A 15,183-nucleotide genomic window follows, 5' to 3' on the forward strand; every position below is an offset into this window, starting at 1 on the left:
CCCGCGCGCCGCGTCAGACCATGCGGGGGTACTGCGCCTGCGCCTGGATGTCCGGGACGACGACGGCGGACACGTGCTGCGAGTCCTGCGTGACGTCGATCTCGGCGAGCAGTCCGTCGAACTCCTGCTCCTGGACGGCGGTCTCGTGAGTGATCTCCATGGTTCACCTCCTTTCGGCGGCTTCCGGCGGGCCGGCCGGCGGATGTCCGGCCGGAGTCTGGGGCGGTGCCCGGCGTCCCCGAGGGGACGGGGTGTCTTCCCGGCTCGGCGGGCGTGTCCGGTTGGGTACGGGGGTGTCCTGTCGGCTCGGGGGCCGCGTCCGGTCGGTGGCGGGGTCGTGTCCGTCCTGGTGTCGGGGCAGGGTGCGCCCGGCCCGGGGGACGCGGCCCTCGTGGGGCGGAGCGCTGTACGGCCGGGGCAGGAGGCCCGCTCCCCGAGGCCGCGGTGACCGCTCTCGGCTCCAGGAGCGGGGCCCGCGGGGCTCAAGGGCTGGTGTCCGCTCGGCTCAGGGGGCGGGGTCCGCTCGGTTCGCGGGGTCCTCTACGAGGCGGCCGAGGCCAGCGGTCCGCAGCGCCCCGACGGCGTCGTCGAACAGCCGGTCGCTGGTGTCGCCGTCCGTGCCGCGCCGGGCCATCAGGCCGCGGAAGCGCTCCCGCAGGGACTCCGCCCGCTCCGGCTGCTCCGGCGGTGCCGACTGCGACTGTGACTGCGACTGCGCCAAGCGGATGAGGAGGACGGTGACCGCGTCGACGATCATGACGGTGGGCGGCTCCTGCGCGAACAGGAAGTACCGGCCCTTGACGGACATCGCCTCGATACGGACGCCGGGGGGCGAGGAGGTGCGCGCAGCGCTCATGGGGAGACCAGATCCTCTCGGTTCCACGTGCCGGTGGGGTAAGGGGCGAGGGCCAGTCCGGCGGTCGCGCCGGCCGCGGCTGCCGGGGCGAGCACGTCCTCGGCCAGCCAGTCGCGCAGCCGCGTCCCGTCCGGGCCCAGGTGCTCGACGACCTCCGGGAACCGCAGCGCCTCGGCGAGGTAGGCGCCGCGCTCGTAAGTGGTGGCCAGGCGCGCCCGGGCCTCCGCGTGGTGCTCCCGGTGCGCGCCGGTGGCCAGCACCGCCACGTGGAGGGCGCTCAGGTGCGCGTACACGTGCAGCGTCGAAAGGAGCCGGTTGACGCCGAAGCGTCGCCGCTCCCCCATCGTCAGCGACCAGGGCAGCAGTACGCGGGGTCCCGCGGTGTCGCTCTGGCCCGGCCGCATCAGTCGGCGCACCAGCCGCAGCAGCGTGTACTTCTCGTGCAGCGACTCGTGCAGCAGGCACTCGCCCACCACCAGCGCGCTGTGCCCGCGCAGCAGCCCGTCGGAGACGAACACGGTCTCCGGCACCTGCGTGAGGTACATGCTCGGGATGTCGCACCGCAGGACGCAGACCAGGCGGACGAGCGACAGCGTGTGGCCGGTGGCCGCCGGCAGTGCCCGTTCCAGCAGCGCGACCCCGGCGGCGACGGCCTCACCGTCGCGGCGGGCGGGCGTGTGCCCGTCGATGTCGCCCGCGTACCCGCTGAAGTCCAGCACCTGCCGTGTGACGCGCAGCAGGGCGTCGGTACGCGGGTGCGCCCAGTCCCGTACGAACCAGGCACGGCGCCCGTCCGCCCACGGCGCCGGTCCGGTGGGGTCGTCGGCCGGTGACCCGGCGGCCTCCCCGTCCAGCTCCAGCGGCGAGAAGGACACCTCGGCGCCCGCGCGGTCGCGGTCGGCCCGCTCCGCGACGCGGACGAGCGCCTGGAGTCCGGACGTCGGCCGGACCTCCGGGACGCTCTCGCACAGGGCCCAGCTCTGGCCCTCGACCAGCGTGTCGCGGTCCGCCGCGAGGGCGTCGCCGTCCCCGAACATCCCGCTCGACAGCGTGGTGTCCAGCCCGGAGGCGATGGCGTGGTCGGACGTCATGACGGTGCCCCCTCTTCCGTGTCGCTCGGTGCCGCCACTCGTAGGCGATCGGCGGCGGTTCACGCTCTCTCTCGGCTCGGTGCGGCAGTGCGGGGTGCGGGCCGCGTGGAGCACGGCCGCCTCATCCGGAGCGGTCCGCGGCAGGCAGTGCCTGTCGCGAAGGGCTCGCGCGCATCCGGTGTGCCCCGATGGCCTCCGGACTCGGCTCCTCTACGGAGTCAGGGGCCGGAAGCCCTGGTGGATGGGCGTTCCCTCAGTCGGCCGAGCGCCCGGTCGCGTACCGCGTCGTGCTCCGTCCCGCCAGGTACAGCACGCACGCGGTCCTCCCCCGTCGCCGCCGTCGGGCTGGTCCGCCCCGGGCCGAGAGAGCCGTACGCTCCACCGGTCCGGGGCCGCACACGATTCTCAGCGCGCGGTGTCGGCCGATCCAGCAGTTCGAGAATTTTCGAAAGAACGGGACGGGGGCGGCCGCAGCGGGGAGGAAAGCGGCGTCGAGCCCGGCCGGTTGCGGCGCGGCACCGCGCGGGCCGTCTGCCACGGCCCGCTGCCCGGGCTCCGGCGCACGCGCGTGATCCGTCGGCCATGGCGGCGCACGCGCGGCCGGGCTGCAAGGGACGGGCCGATCCGGGCCGCCAGCTCGTGCTCCCGTTGCATGGGGCCTGGAGGCCCTGGGCCTGGGGGCCCTGGGCCTGGGGGCCCTGGGGCCCTTGGGGTCCGCTCGGCCCGGCGCGCGGAAACGCGCACCGGCACGCCCCAGTCGGCGTGATGGCGCGTGTTCGCCGAACTCCCGGCCTCATCTGCGGCTGACCGTCCGCCTGGTTCAACACCCCCCACCACCCTGTGACCCGCATCACTCGAAGTTCCTGTCAGGAAACGGGGCCCCGTCCCGCTCAAGTCACCGGAGCAAGCACAACGACAGGAGCTGAACATGAAGCACCGCATCGTCGTTCTCGGCGCCGGCTATGCCGGGGCCTTCGCGGCCGGGAACCTGGCCCGTCGGCTGTCCCCGGAGGACACCGAGATCACCATGGTCAACGCCGAGCCGGTCCTCGTGGAGCGGCTGCGGCCGCACCAGGTCGCCGCAGGCCAGGAGATCGGGGCTCCGAAGCTCACCGACGTCTTCGCGGGTACGGGGGTACGGCTGGTCTGGCCCGCGTCACCGCCGTCGACCCCGCGCACCGGGTCGTCACCGCGGCCGGTGCCGACGGCCGCGGCGAACTCGGGTACGACACACTCGTCTACGCGCTCGGCAGCCACGTCGCCGATCAGGGTGTGCCCGGCGTGACCGAGCACGCCTTCGACGTCGCCGGCCGGGCCTCGGCGCTGCGCCTGCGCGAGCACCTGGACAGCCTGGACGAGCGGACCGGAGGCGGGAACGTGGTGGTCGCCGGCGACGGCCTGACCGGCATCGAGACCGCCACCGAGATCGCCGAGTCCCGGCCCGGCCTGTCGGTGGCACTGATCGCCCGCGGCGAGCTGGGCGCCAGGCTCTCCGCCGGGGCCCGCGACCACCTGCGCCGGGCCTGCGACCGGCTGGGCATCACCGTTGTGGAGCACACCAGTGTCGAAGCCGTCGAAGCGACACGGGTGCTGTGCGCCGACGGCACCGTCCTGGCGTCCGACGCGACCGTGTGGACGGGCGGGTTCGCGGTCCACCCCATCGCCGCAGCCAGCGGTCTCGAGGTCACGGAGACCGGCCGGATCGTCGTCGATCGCACCATGCGGTCGGTCTCGCACCCGAGCGTCTACGCCGCCGGGGACAGCGCGTACGCCGTGGGCGACAACGGCCGACCGCTGCCGATGTCCTGCGCCTCGGCGGGCTCCACCGGCCAGCAGGCCGCGGAGGCGATCGTGGGACGGCTGACCGGACGCAAGGCCGCGACCGTCAAGCAGGTCTACCTGGGCAACCACATCTGCCTCGGGCGGCGGGACGGCATCCTCCAGATGGTCGACGCCGAAGCGCGGGCGAAGCCGAAGTACATGGGCGGCCGGAATGCCGCGCGGATCAAGGCGGGCATCCTGAAGATCGCGCTCTGGGGCATCTCCCACCCGACCTTCGGCATGCCGAAGCGTCAACTCCCCCTGGCCGCCGCGCCGCACGCGCCGGTCGAAGGCCGCGTAGCCGCCTGGAGTGGCCCGCGTGGACAGCACCGCCACCGATCGCTTCGACACCAGCCGGTTCGAGGCCAGCCGGAACCGGCTGGTCTCGCTGGCGTACCGGCTCCTGGGCTCCGCCACCGACGCCGAGGACGCCGTGCAGGACGCGTTCCTGCGCTGGCAGGCCGCCGACCGGCAGCGGATCAAGGTGCCGGAGGCGTGGCTGACCAAGGTGGTCACCAATCTGTGCCTCGACCGGATGCGTTCGGCCAGCGAGCGGCTCAGCGTCACCGGCCGGGGTCATGCGCGCACCGTGCCGGTGGCCGGTTCCGGGAAGGTGACGGCGCAGTCCCCTCATGGGGTCGGCCCGCTCGCTCGGCGGGTTCGCCGCCTCGTCCGGTTCGCCGCCCCGCGGTGGTGGCACAGCCGGCGACGAGGGACACCACGGCGGCGGCGGTGGCCAGTCGGATGAGCAAGGTACGGCCCATGCGCTCTCCCCTTTCGGTGAGCACGGAAGCGGCCGGGCGGCGCCGGAACCTGTGTGTGCCCCCGGCCACGGCGACGGCGGTCGGTCGGTCGGTCGGCGGGCGAACGCGGGTCACCGTGAGAGGAGTTCGGGTCGTCGCTGTTCGCCGCCGCGGGGCTCCCACCCCACCACGGGTACGGCCACCGCGTCGGCCGGATCGCGAAGACCGGCGGAAGCCCATCGCGTACGAGCGCGTGGAGACTGAGGGTTGGCGCGAAGCCGAACCGCTCGCCGCGTGCAGCGGGTGCGGGCCGGGTGCGGCGTGTCCTTCTCGGGTTACGGCGCCAGGCCGGCGAGGGTTTCGGTGACTGCTTGGGCGAAGGCGCGGACTCGGGGGTTCTCGCGGTCGCGGTGCCAGACCAGGCCGAGGGCGGACTCGGGCAGCCCCGTCACCGGCACGTGGACCACGTCCCGTCGGTGGTGGTACTCGGCGGTGGGCCGGCAGAGCAGCATCACGCCCCGGTTGGCCGCCACCAGGGACAGGCCCTCCTGGAGCGTGCCGACCCTCGGGCCCCGCGGCACCGGGGTGCCCGCCGGGGTGCGGGTGGGCGCCTGGAACTCGCGCCAGTAGTCCGGCGCCGGGGCCGCGACCCCGACGAGCCGCGTGGCCGCCAGGTCCTCGGCGTCCAGGGCGGTCCGGTCGGCGAAGGCGTGCCTGCGGGAGACCGCCAGGTACTGCGGCTGACGGGAGAAGACGGGCCCCAGCACCAGCCCCTGCTCCCGGACCGGCAGGAGGACGACCGCGATGTCCACCTCGTCCCGGTGCAGCGGCCCGAACGGGTCGGAGAGCGGCAACTCGGTGATCCGGGTCTCGCAGCCGGGGTACCGCTCCTCGAACTCCCCGATCACCTCAGTGAATCCGTACCCCACCGCGCCCTGGAAGCCGAGCCGCAGCGTGCCGCTGTGCCCGAGGGCCGCCGCGCGGGCGTTCTCGACGGTGGCGCGCAGCGCGGCGTAGGCCGGACGCAGCGCGCTCAGGAAGTCCTCACCGAGCGGGGTGAGCCGCACCCGTCGGCTCGTACGGTCCACCAGGCGGGCGCCGATGCGCTGCTCGAGGGCACGGATCAACTGGCTGACCCGGCCCTGCGAGACGTACAGCCGCTCCCCCGTCCGCCCGAAGTGCAGCTCCTCCGCGAGGACGAGGAAGCACTCCAGCTCACGGATCTCCACCGTGCCCGCCGGTGCGCGCGTCGCGCCGGTGGGCACCGCTTCGGCTTCGGTGATCGTCATGGTCGTGTCCCTCCAGCGGCGTGACCCGCTCCGGTCGCGCGCGGCGCCCACGCCGTCGTTCGATTAGCCCACCTCATGGAAGCATGAGAACTTCGCGCTTGTTCCGCCTCCGGCCCGGGAGTTGGCTGGAACCATGGCAAAAGTCGTTGACACATCCGCATATGTCCCCGCGTCCGGAAGGCCCGCGAAGGGCGGGTGGCCCGGGGTCGTCGCGGTGGCGGCGGGGACCTTCACCGTGGTCACGTCGGAGATGCTGCCCGTGGGCCTGCTCACTCCGATCGGCGGTTCCCTGGACGTGAGCGAGGGCACGGCCGGGCTGACGCTCACCGTCACCGGTCTGGTCGCCGCGCTCGCCGCGCCGCTGGTCACCGCGGCGGTGGGCCGGATCGACCGGCGCGTGGTGCTCTGCTCCCTGATGGTCCTGCTGGCGGCGGCCAACGCGCTGGCCGCCTGGTCGCCGGACTTCACGGTCATGACGGCGGCCCGGGTACTGATCGGCATCGGGATGGGTGGTGTCTGGTCCCTCGCGGGCGGCCTGGCCGTACGGCTGGTTCCGGCCGGGTCCGTCGGGCCGGCGACCTCCGCCGTCTTCAGCGGTATCGCCATCGCCTCCGTGGTGGGCGTGCCCGCCGGGGCGTACCTCGGTGAACTCGCCGGATGGCGGGAGGCGTTCCTCGCCGTGGCCGGTCTCGCGGGGCTGGTGGCCGTCGCCATGGCCGTCCTGCTGCCGCCGCTTCCCGCCGAGAACGCGGTCGCGCTGGGCGGTGTGCTGCGCCTCCTCGGCACCCGCCGGGTGGCCACGGGGCTCGTGCTGGTGGCGCTGCTGGTGACCGGCCACTTCGCCGCGTACACCTACGTCCGGCCGGTCCTGGAGGAGGTTTCCGGCGTCCCCGCCGCGATGATCGGCACGCTGCTGCTGGTGTACGGGATCGCCGGTATCGCGGGCAACTTCGCGGCCGGTGCCCGGGTGGGCCGGTCGCTGCGCGGCACCCTGCTGGTGATCTGCGCGGCGCTGGCCGCCTCGGTGCTGCTCGTCCCGCTGCTCGGGCTGTCCGTGGCGGGCGCCGCGATCCTGCTGGTGGTGTGGGGGCTGGCGTACGGCGGTGTGTCGGTGAGCGCCCAGACCTGGCTGGCGCTGGCCGCGCCGGAGGCCCGGGAGGGGGCGACGTCGCTGTTCGTCGGCGTGTTCAACGGCGCCATCGCCCTGGGTGCCTTCACGGGCGGCCTCGTGCTGGACGGCTTCGGCCCCCGGTCGGTCCTGCTGCTGGGCGGCGCGCTGTCGCTCGGCGCCCTGCTGGTCGTCCTCCTCGGGCGCGCGCCGGGGACGGCCGCCGCGCCCGCGGGGCCGAGGGCCTGAGCCGGGCGGGCCGACGGCCGGAGCGCGACCGGGTGGTGCGGGACGGCCGTACACCGCCTGATCGCGCCCTGACCGCCACGGGGCCGTGCCGCGGGTGGAGCGCAGCGCCCGCGGCACTCCGCGCCGCTCGTCGGCCGTCTGCGCCTCGGTGCGGCGGCGGGGGCTCAGGCGTAGGGGTCGGGCAGGGCCCTCGCCCCCGGGTCGGTGATGTGCTCCGCCCGCAGCGTCATGCAGCGCGCCGATCCCGACCGCGCCACCAGGACGTCGGGGACGTCGTCCTCGTGGAAGCGCAGGTACCCGATGACGCCCGCCGTCGTCGTGCGGGCGGCGAGCCAGTTCACGATCCGGTTCAGGTCGTCCAGCTCGTCCGGGTGCGACTCCTGGCGGACGGTCAGCGCCCAGCCCCAGTCGTCGGAGCGCAACTCCCCCACCAGGACGCCCCCGATCCGCCGCGCCGGGCCCCGGGCGTCCCACAGCGGGTACGCGTAGTCGCCCTGTTCGCCGTCCTCGTGCCCCAGGTGCCAGCGCAGTACGGCGAGGTCGCCCTCCGGGAGTGTGCTCGGCAGGTCCAGGGTGAGCTGGAACTCGTAGATATCGGCCATGACGTGGGAGGTTACGTGTCCACGCCCCGGCGCGGCGGGCCGGGGCCGCCGCCACCGTCGGCCCCCAGACCGTCAACCCAGAGCGCAGCGCCACCCGTTCGAGGTGTGGCGGGGGTGGCGTCGGTATGCCTGCCGCGTTTGGCGAACGGCTGCTGTTTTCATGGGCCGAATGAGCGATGAGTTGTCCTGGTCCGGGCCGGTTCCGGTGTGGTGCGCGTGTTGTCCGATGGAGCGGGTGTGACAGCCCCCGCGGCCGCCCCGGAAGCTCCCGCAGTGCCCGCCGCGCCCACCGCCGTTCTCGTCGGGCTCGGCGCCTGGCTGCCTCCCCGGCGCGTTCCCAACAGTGAGCTGTGCGCCCGCCTCGACACCTCCGACGAGTGGATCCGGGAGCGGATCGGCATCGCCGAGCGCCGGTTCGCCGAACCGGACGTGTCCACCGGGGACATGGCCGTGGAGGCCGGGGCACGGGCCATGGCGTCGGCCGGTGCGGACACCGTCGACGCGGTCCTCGTGGCGACAAGCAGCCCCGACCATCCCTGCCCCGCCACCGCTCCCTGGGTCGCCCACCGGCTGGGACTGCCGTCCGTGGCCGCGTTCGACGTCGCCGCCGGATGTTCCGGCTTCCTGTACGCCGGTACGGTCGCCGCCGGTCTCATCGCCTCCGGTACGGCGCACCGCGTCCTGGTGGTGGGCGCGGAGACGATGACCTCCATCGTCGACCCCGACGACCGGGCGACCGCGCCGATCTTCGGGGAGGGGGCGGGCGCCGTGGTCCTGGAGGCGGGGGTCCCGCACGCGGAGGGCGCCATGGGGCCGGTGGTCTGGGGCAGCGACGGCTCGCTCGCGGACGCCATCGTCGTGCCCGCGGGCGGCGCGCGCGGCCGGCGGGAGCGCGACCGGGCCGCGCGCGGCGACTTCTTCGTCCACATGCGCGGCAACGAGGTCTTCCGCCACGCCGTGCGCAGGATGGCGGCCGCCGCCCGGGACGCGGTCGCCGCGGCCGGGTGGGAGATGGGGGACATCGACCGGCTGATCGCCCATCAGGCGAACCAGCGCATCACCGCCGCCGTCGCCGACACCCTCGGGGTGCCGGTGGGGAACTGCCCGTCCAACATCCACGAGGTGGGCAACACCGCCGCCGCGTCGCTGCCGCTGCTGCTCGCCCACGCCGCCGACCGGGGGGACCTGAAGCCCGGCCACAGGACGCTCCTGGTCGCGTTCGGCAGCGGTCTGGCCTGGGCGGCGACCACCCTCGTATGGCCCGCCGGGCTCACCGCCCGCCTGTAGCCCGCCGCCGCCCGGGGGCCGCCCGGGCGCTGTCGATCCCGAAGAGAGCTCGTATGACGTTCGAACTGGTCAAAGAGATCCTGACCACCAAGGGCGGCCTCGCCCCCGGCCCCATCACCCCAGACGCGTCCCTCGCCGGTGCGGGCGTCGACTCCATGGCCCTGGTCGTGCTGTCCCTCCAGCTCGAGGACCGCCTCGGCCTGGAGATCAGCGAGGACGACCTGTCCACCGCCGCCAGTGTCGGCGGCCTCGCCGAGATGATCAGCCGGCACGCGGAGCGCCGCGTATGACGCACGGCACCGTCGGACTGCTCCCCGCCGGCGCGGCGGACATCAGCGAGGAGCTCCACCACCTGCGCCGGCGCGGGCTGCGCTACGCCTGCCGGGTCGTGCGCGCCGACCGGGGCGGGGCACACCGTACGGGCGGGGCGGTCGCGGAGCCGCTGCTGCTCCTCGGCGGCGCGCTCCAGGACATGTACGCCTGGCCGCGGCTGGAGCGGTACATCGCCCCGTACACCCCGGTGATCCTGGTGGATCTGCCCGGCACCGGGGTCGCCGACGACCTGCCCGCCCACGAGGGATTCGACGCCCTGGCGGACGCGGCGCTGCACCTTCTGGACGTGCTGCGGCTGCCGCGCGTCAACGTGCTCGGGGCGTCCTACGGGGTGCCGATCGCGTACCGGATGGCCCAGCGGTGCCCGAGCCGGGTCGCCCGGCTGCTGCTGGCGGGGGCCACACACCGCGTCACGGACTCGATGCGGGCGTTCCTGTGGGAGGCCGTCGCCCACATCGAGCGCGGCTCCCCGGAGCCGGGGGCGTCGCTGGACGGGCCGTGCACGGCGAACGGCGCGTACGCCGACCAGCTGGTGGGCTATCTGGTCAACACGGCCGAGCAGGAGCGGGTGCGGCAGTCGGCGGCGGTGCAGCGGCTGCTGCGGCGGCAGGCGCTGCGCACCACGTGGCGTCAGTCGCTGCGTCACGCGACGTGCCACCGGCGGGTCCTGGACCCCGCCCTGATCCCGGCGGGCGGCATCGAGGGCGTACCGGCGCTGGTCTTCACCGGGGAGTACGACATCACGACCACCCCTGAGCAGAACGGCGCGGTCGCCGCCACGATCCCCGGCGCGCGGCTGGCGCTCCTCAAGGAGGCCGATCACATGGCCCATCTGGAGTGCGACGCGGAGTACGCCGACCTGGTGCTGCGCTTCCTGCGCGACCAGCCGCTGGAGGGGCTGTCGTACTGCGACACGTACGAGTTCCCGGTGCGGGTCTGAGGCCGGTCGCGTCAGCGGGCCCGCCGGGGGTGCGTCCCTGACGGGCCTTTCGCCTGCGTGCGTCAGCTCGTCGCCGTCGCCGTCACCGCCGCGGGTTCCGGCTGCCGGGGGCGGCCCGCCAGCGCCTTGGCGTGCTGCATGGCCGTCAGCCGCCGGACGAACAGGACGGCCGCCACGGCCGCCACGAGGTCGAGCGCGCTGCTCGCCGCCAGGCCCAGGGCGGCCCGCCGGATGGCGTCGTACTCCTCGGCGCGTTCCCACAGGCGTTCGGCGCTACGGCCGGCCAGCGAGGCCAGGACCCAGAGCGTCCACCAGGTGTTGAGGACCGCGCGCGGAGCTCGCTTGTCGAGTTCGCTCGCGTCCCAGATGTCTCCGGCGATCTTGCGGGGGATCCACAGGTTGGCGATGGGGATGAACCAGGAGCCGATCGCCCAGCCGGGGGTGCGGCGCTGTTCGGCGGGGCCGAACACCTCTGCGTTGGTGCGGGCCCGGTGGAACCACACGATGAAGACGATCCCGGTGGCGATCAGGGCCGTCAGCGAGAAGGAGGAGGAGAAGTACATCAGCGTGTCGGCCTGGTTCGCCGTCGCGGTGAGCGCGGCGTACTGGTCCAGGTCCGCCGTGTAGAGCTCCCCGATCACCGTGTAGGAGTTCAGCGCGGCGTAGACGGCCAGGGCGTCGAGCAGCGCGACGAGCACGAGGAGCCCGGTCACACCGTACGACAGGCCGACGATCGAACGGAGCGGCTTGACGGGTGCCGGTGCCCACGAGGGCGGGGCGGCGGGCGCCGGGGCGGTGAGGCCCGGCGCGGTCGCGCCGACGGCCGCCGGGGCGGGAAGGGCGGCGGCCTCCGGGGCGGACCGGTCGGCGGCCTCGCATCCCGGGCAGAGAGCGGACGCGCTGGCGTCCACGGGTGTGGCACATCTGGAGCAGGACATGACGGAGAGACCCCCCACGGTGTCGGGCAAGGAAGCAGCCAGAAGCGGAACGGAGCCTCCCCCAGGTTCCCCGCGCGGCTGGACGACCTTACGTGCGGGCCCGGTGCCCGTCCAGCGGGATTCCCGGCGCGGGCGCGGGCGGTCCGGTGCGGTGACGAGCTGTGGCTTCGTCACCGGGAGGTGCCGTTCCGGGGTTTTCGCCGGGGGTGCGCTGCCGGTCGGGGTCTTTCAGGAGGCGGGTCACGGTGTCGGTGACGAGACGGGTCACCTCGGCGGGGTCCGCGTCGGCGAGTGGCTGCTTGCGGATGACGACGCGCATCAGGCCGATGCCGAGCAGCCAGGCGAGGGCGAGGTCGGCGCGGAGCTCGCGGTCGTCGGTGTCGCCGAGCGTGGCGAGGACGCGGGCGTAGTCGGTGCCGAGGGACGCGACTGCCGCCGCCACCTCGTCCTGCGCGCCGACCGAGCGCAGGAGCGTCTCCAGGGACCGGGCGGCCCCGGTCGCGTCGCCGTCCTGGTCCGGCGGGGCCGCGAGCATGCCGGTCAGAATGGCCTCCAGGAGCTGTTCGGGAGGGGTCGTACGCAGCTGTTCCAGGCCGCCGCGGGACACCGCCTCGCCGAACAGGGCCCGCTTCGAGCCGAAGTGGCGGAACAGCAGGGCCTGGTTGACGCCCGCGCGGGCCGCGATGTCCCGGACGGTCGCCCGCTCGTACCCGCGCTCGGCGAACAGCTCCGACGCGGCGGCCAGCAGCCGCTCCCGTGTCGGCCCGCCGCCGCGCGCCCGCCGGGGCCGCTGCCGGCCCGGGGCGGGGCGCCGGCTCGTACCCCGCTCCCTGGCCGGGGGCTCTGCCGCCGCCTCGGTCCGGTTCTCCTCCTTGGCATGGACCGGGGCCGTGGGCTCGGTCCGGACCTCCTCCCTGGCCTGGGCCCGGGCCGTGGGATCGGTCCGGGTCCGGGTCCGATCGCTCGTCTGGTCGCGGGTCCGGGACCGGCTCCGGGGCTCGGGCGACGCCGCGCCGCCGACCGGGCGTGCCGGGTCGTCTTCGGGTGCCGCGCCGTTCGCCGGGTGCGCGGTCCCGCTCAACGTCCTGCCGGACTCCACCCAGTCCCCTCTCCTCCGTCGTCCGCTGCCCCGAACGGGGGCCCACGAGGCGCCGTTGACCGCCGCCGGGGCCAACTCTAGGTTGGTAAGCAGCTGCTTACACCAGGGAGGTTTCCCCCGTGACGACCGCACGCGAAGAGACGCCGCTCGCCTATCCGTTCAACGAGCCCGAGGGGCTCGGCCTCGCCGAGGCGTACACGGAGGCGCTGGAGCGGCCCGGCCTGTTACGCGTCCGCATGACCTACGGCGAGCCCGCCTGGCTGGCCACCCGGTACGCCGACGCCCGTCTCGTCCTCGGGGACCGGCGCTTCAGCCGGGCCGACGCCCGCCTGCACGACGAGCCGCGCCAGTCGGAGGCGCAGCAGGACGCGGGCATCCTGAGCATGGACCCGCCGGAGCACACCCGCCTGCGCACGCTCGTGGCGAAGGCGTTCACGATGCACCGGGTCGAGAAGCTCCGCCCGGAGGTCCGCGAGCTGACGCACGGCTTCCTGGACCGGATGGAGGCCGCGGGTCCGCCGCTCGACCTGGTCGAGCACTACGCGCTGCCGATCCCCGTCGCCGTGATCTGCCGGATGCTGGGCGTCCCGGAGGAGGACCAGCCGAGGTTCCGGGTGTGGAGCGACGCGGCGCTCTCGACGAGCTCGCTGACGGCCGAGGAGTTCTTCGGCAACCGGGAGGAACTGCGGACGTACATGGCAGGTCTGGTCCAGGAGCACCGGGAGAACCCGCGCCCGGACCTGATGACCGCGCTGATCGACGCCCGTGACACGGACGACCGGCTCACCGAGCTGGAGCTGGTCGATCTGTGCGTGGGCCTGCTGATCGCCGGGCACGAGACCACGGCGAGCCAGATCCCGAACTTCGTGTACGCGCTGCTGGAGCACCCCGACCAGCTGGCGCTGCTGCGGGAGCGGCCGGAGCTGATCGCGGGCGCGGTGGAGGAGCTGCTGCGGTTCGTCCCGCTCGGCAGCGGGGCCGCCTTCCCCCGGTACGCCACGGAGGACATCGAGGTGGGCGGCACCCTCGTACGGGCAGGGGAGCCGGTGCTCGTCGCGGTGGGCGCGGCCAACCGGGACGCGCTGAAGTTCACCGCGCCCGGGCGGCTCGACATCACGCGCACGCACGTGCAGCACCTGGGGTTCGGGCACGGCGTCCACCACTGCCTCGGCGCTCCCCTGGCGCGGTTGGAGCTCCAGGAGGCGCTGCTGGCGCTGCTGACGCGGTTCCCGGACCTGCACATCGCGGGTGACGTCGTGTGGAAGAACCAGATGCTGGTCCGCGGGCCGCGCGAGATGCCGGTGGGGTGGTGACGGCGGTGGACTGGACGGTCGAGGTCGATCCGGGGCTGTGCATGGGCTCCGGGATGTGCGCGGCGCTCGCGCCGGAGCTGTTCCGGCTGGAGGGTACGTACGCGGAGCCGGTCCGTGCGCGGATCCCGCAGGACGAACGGGCCCTGGACGCCGCGGACTCGTGCCCGGCACTGGCCATCACGGTCCGCGACGGTACGAGGACGCTGGGGCCCCGCCCCTGACACCGGGTCGGCCCGTCCCGGCCGCGGGCGGCTCGGCCTGACAGCGGAGACGGAGGGTGAGCCGGGCCCGCTCCCGGTCACGGGGGCGGGCCCTTCCCATGTCCGGGCGGGCTCGGGGCGGACGGGGGGCTGTCTGCCCTGATGGCGAGGCCCCCGGGTGCTCATGCTCAGGAGTCCGGGTCCGGGTGGGAGGGCAGCTTCTCGCGGACGGTGCTCCCCGGGTAGTGCCGGGCCACGGTCTCCGCGGTGGGCCGGTCGCGGGAGGTGAAGACCACCTCCCCCGCCGGGGTGACCACCTCCCACTCCTGGCGCCTCCGTTCGCACCCACAGGCCATGGTCCGCTCCCTTCCGCCCGTACGGCTCCTTCGGTACGGGTCCTGTTCCGGTTCGGGGTTCTGGGGGTCACCCGGCCGTCCGGCCGAGGGTGTCGTCCACGCGGTTCAGCAGGGCCGCTGCTCCGGCGACGGCCAGCCACTCGACGCCGTGGACGAGGAGCGGCGCGTCGTGGAACCGGCCGGTGGCGAGCAGGTACACGGCCAGCAAAGCGCCGCACAGCCACCAGCCCATGCAATACACGCACGAGACGAGGGTGACGGCGGCGGTGCGTGGCGCGGAGCCGGGGCGTCGCCGGCGCCAGGCGAGGACGCGGGTTCTGGCGGGGTCGAGGATCGTGTCGTGGACGGCGAGCCGGGTCGCGCGGTAACCGGCGAGGCCGAGCAGCGCGAGTTCGGTGGCGTCGAGCACCGTGGCCCCTTTCGCTGAGGGTCCGTCGGGCGGCCCAGGAGCTGGAGACGCCCGCCCCCGTGGCGGGGGCGGGCTCGCTCCGGGGTCAGTCGGCGATCTTGACGTACGTCAGGTAGGAGCGCTCGCCGTGGAAGCGGGAGCTCTCGATGGTGGCGTCGTCGAGGCCGTCGCCGGGGCCGCCGCCTCGGAGGATGGCCTGGACGCGGACCGTCTTCGACCCTTGGGCGGCGGAGACGGTGACCAGTCCGTTCAGGGAGGTCGGGCCGTGCATGCAGTGCTGGAAGCGGGTGTCGGGGGCGGCGCGGAACTGGTGCTGCGCCGACTGGCGGGCGCCGAGTTCGACCGCGCCGCTCTGCACGTGGACGAGGCGGACCTGCGTCCACAGGTTCGTACCGCCGCCGTAGTCGATGGTCGCGCAGATCTGCGTGTCGATGTCGCCGAGGACGAGGTACACGCCGGGGTGGGGAAGCGTGACCTGGAGGGGCGTGTTCGCCCAGGTGTCGTTGAGGCGGGTGGGCCGCAGATCGACGTCGGCGACGGGGCCGGCCT

General features: G+C 74.4%; 15 protein-coding genes and 2 pseudogenes. 8 read left to right on the forward strand and 9 right to left on the reverse strand.

Annotated features, from left to right (window positions below):
• Positions 1–13 precede the first annotated feature (13 nt).
• From J116_RS29815 to J116_RS00300, 3 genes are all read right to left on the reverse strand, one after another.
• The gene (locus tag J116_RS29815) at positions 14–160 is read right to left on the reverse strand and encodes a hypothetical protein (protein WP_023591379.1); all 147 of its coding nucleotides are present in this window, start codon (positions 158–160) and stop codon (positions 14–16) included.
• Positions 161–505: 345 nt separating this feature from the next.
• Positions 506–856 (reverse strand): hypothetical protein, encoded by a 351-nt coding sequence (locus tag J116_RS00295; RefSeq protein ID WP_023591378.1) that lies wholly within the window; start codon positions 854–856, stop codon positions 506–508.
• On the reverse strand, positions 853–1,947 hold the full coding sequence (locus J116_RS00300; protein WP_023591377.1) for a hypothetical protein: 1,095 nt from the start codon (positions 1,945–1,947) through the stop codon (positions 853–855). Before J116_RS00300 ends, J116_RS00295 begins: the two co-directional genes overlap by 4 nt.
• A gap of 928 nt (positions 1,948–2,875) precedes the next feature.
• On the opposite strand from J116_RS00300, the pseudogene J116_RS00305 reads away from it, so the two are divergent.
• Both J116_RS00305 and J116_RS28095 read left to right on the forward strand, forming a co-directional pair.
• Positions 2,876–4,056: pseudogene (locus J116_RS00305) on the forward strand (NAD(P)/FAD-dependent oxidoreductase); the annotation flags it as partial.
• Between the two features lie 31 nt (positions 4,057–4,087).
• Positions 4,088–4,324, forward strand: a pseudogene (locus J116_RS28095) (sigma factor); the annotation flags it as partial.
• Between the two features lie 522 nt (positions 4,325–4,846).
• On the opposite strand, the gene J116_RS00310 reads toward J116_RS28095, so the two are convergent.
• Positions 4,847–5,800 carry a LysR family transcriptional regulator gene (locus J116_RS00310; protein ID WP_023591372.1) on the reverse strand — a complete coding sequence of 318 codons (954 nt, stop codon included), beginning with the start codon at positions 5,798–5,800 and terminating at the stop codon, positions 4,847–4,849.
• Positions 5,801–5,933: 133 nt separating this feature from the next.
• On the opposite strand from J116_RS00310, the gene J116_RS00315 reads away from it, so the two are divergent.
• Positions 5,934–7,157, forward strand: a complete 1,224-nt coding sequence (locus tag J116_RS00315) for an MFS transporter (protein ID WP_023591371.1) — start codon at positions 5,934–5,936, stop codon at positions 7,155–7,157.
• Positions 7,158–7,321: 164 nt separating this feature from the next.
• On the opposite strand, the gene J116_RS00320 is transcribed toward J116_RS00315, so the two are convergent.
• A complete protein-coding gene (locus tag J116_RS00320) occupies positions 7,322–7,759 on the reverse strand; it encodes a hypothetical protein (RefSeq protein WP_023591370.1) in 438 nt (145 codons plus the stop codon).
• 237 nt (positions 7,760–7,996) lie between these two features.
• On the opposite strand from J116_RS00320, the gene J116_RS00325 reads away from it, so the two are divergent.
• The 3 genes from J116_RS00325 to J116_RS00335 are packed head-to-tail and all read left to right on the forward strand — an operon-like array spanning position 7,997 to position 10,319.
• Positions 7,997–9,046 (forward strand): beta-ketoacyl-ACP synthase 3, encoded by a 1,050-nt coding sequence (locus J116_RS00325; RefSeq protein WP_023591369.1) that lies wholly within the window; start codon positions 7,997–7,999, stop codon positions 9,044–9,046.
• Positions 9,047–9,099: 53 nt separating this feature from the next.
• Positions 9,100–9,336, forward strand: a complete 237-nt coding sequence (locus J116_RS00330; protein WP_023591368.1) for an acyl carrier protein — start codon at positions 9,100–9,102, stop codon at positions 9,334–9,336.
• Positions 9,333–10,319: an alpha/beta fold hydrolase gene (locus J116_RS00335; protein WP_023591367.1), complete on the forward strand. Its 987-nt coding sequence runs from the start codon at positions 9,333–9,335 to the stop codon at positions 10,317–10,319. Before J116_RS00330 ends, J116_RS00335 begins: the two co-directional genes overlap by 4 nt.
• A gap of 62 nt (positions 10,320–10,381) precedes the next feature.
• Here the strand turns inward: J116_RS00335 and J116_RS00340 are convergent, their stop codons facing one another.
• Both J116_RS00340 and J116_RS31440 read right to left on the reverse strand, forming a co-directional pair.
• Complete coding sequence (locus tag J116_RS00340; RefSeq protein WP_023591366.1) at positions 10,382–11,230, reverse strand: DUF4328 domain-containing protein; 849 nt, start codon at positions 11,228–11,230, stop codon at positions 10,382–10,384.
• 115 nt (positions 11,231–11,345) lie between these two features.
• Positions 11,346–12,356, reverse strand: a complete 1,011-nt coding sequence (locus tag J116_RS31440) for a TetR/AcrR family transcriptional regulator (protein WP_023591365.1) — start codon at positions 12,354–12,356, stop codon at positions 11,346–11,348.
• A gap of 119 nt (positions 12,357–12,475) precedes the next feature.
• Between J116_RS31440 and J116_RS00350 the strand changes: the two genes are divergently transcribed.
• On the forward strand, positions 12,476–13,669 hold the full coding sequence (locus J116_RS00350) for a cytochrome P450 (protein ID WP_023591364.1): 1,194 nt from the start codon (positions 12,476–12,478) through the stop codon (positions 13,667–13,669).
• Complete coding sequence (locus J116_RS00355) at positions 13,666–13,890, forward strand: ferredoxin (RefSeq protein WP_023591363.1); 225 nt, start codon at positions 13,666–13,668, stop codon at positions 13,888–13,890. The genes J116_RS00350 and J116_RS00355 overlap by 4 nt, the downstream gene beginning before the upstream one ends.
• A gap of 167 nt (positions 13,891–14,057) precedes the next feature.
• Here J116_RS00355 and J116_RS30035 read toward each other — a convergent pair whose 3' ends face one another.
• Entirely contained in the window at positions 14,058–14,225 is a 168-nt protein-coding gene (locus J116_RS30035; protein ID WP_162850446.1) for a hypothetical protein, read from the reverse strand.
• Positions 14,226–14,292: 67 nt separating this feature from the next.
• Positions 14,293–14,634, reverse strand: coding sequence for a DUF1360 domain-containing protein (locus J116_RS00360; protein WP_023591361.1), 342 nt, complete (start codon positions 14,632–14,634; stop codon positions 14,293–14,295).
• Positions 14,635–15,183: the final 549 nt, after the last annotated feature.

Source organism: Streptomyces thermolilacinus SPC6 (genome assembly GCF_000478605.2).
GTDB lineage: Bacteria > Actinomycetota > Actinomycetes > Streptomycetales > Streptomycetaceae > Streptomyces > Streptomyces thermolilacinus.

What these genes read in the sequence shown, in the direction of transcription:
- J116_RS29815 (WP_023591379.1), bottom strand. Translation starts at nt 160, where the DNA reads ATGGAGATCACTCACGAGACCGCCGTCCAGGAGCAGGAGTTCGACGGA.
- J116_RS00295 (WP_023591378.1), bottom strand. Translation starts at nt 856, where the DNA reads ATGAGCGCTGCGCGCACCTCCTCGCCCCCCGGCGTCCGTATCGAGGCG.
- J116_RS00300 (WP_023591377.1), bottom strand. Translation starts at nt 1,947, where the DNA reads ATGACGTCCGACCACGCCATCGCCTCCGGGCTGGACACCACGCTGTCG.
- J116_RS00310 (WP_023591372.1), bottom strand. Translation starts at nt 5,800, where the DNA reads ATGACGATCACCGAAGCCGAAGCGGTGCCCACCGGCGCGACGCGCGCA.
- J116_RS00315 (WP_023591371.1), top strand. Translation starts at nt 5,934, where the DNA reads ATGGCAAAAGTCGTTGACACATCCGCATATGTCCCCGCGTCCGGAAGG.
- J116_RS00320 (WP_023591370.1), bottom strand. Translation starts at nt 7,759, where the DNA reads ATGGCCGATATCTACGAGTTCCAGCTCACCCTGGACCTGCCGAGCACA.
- J116_RS00330 (WP_023591368.1), top strand. Translation starts at nt 9,100, where the DNA reads ATGACGTTCGAACTGGTCAAAGAGATCCTGACCACCAAGGGCGGCCTC.
- J116_RS00335 (WP_023591367.1), top strand. Translation starts at nt 9,333, where the DNA reads ATGACGCACGGCACCGTCGGACTGCTCCCCGCCGGCGCGGCGGACATC.
- J116_RS30035 (WP_162850446.1), bottom strand. Translation starts at nt 14,225, where the DNA reads ATGGCCTGTGGGTGCGAACGGAGGCGCCAGGAGTGGGAGGTGGTCACC.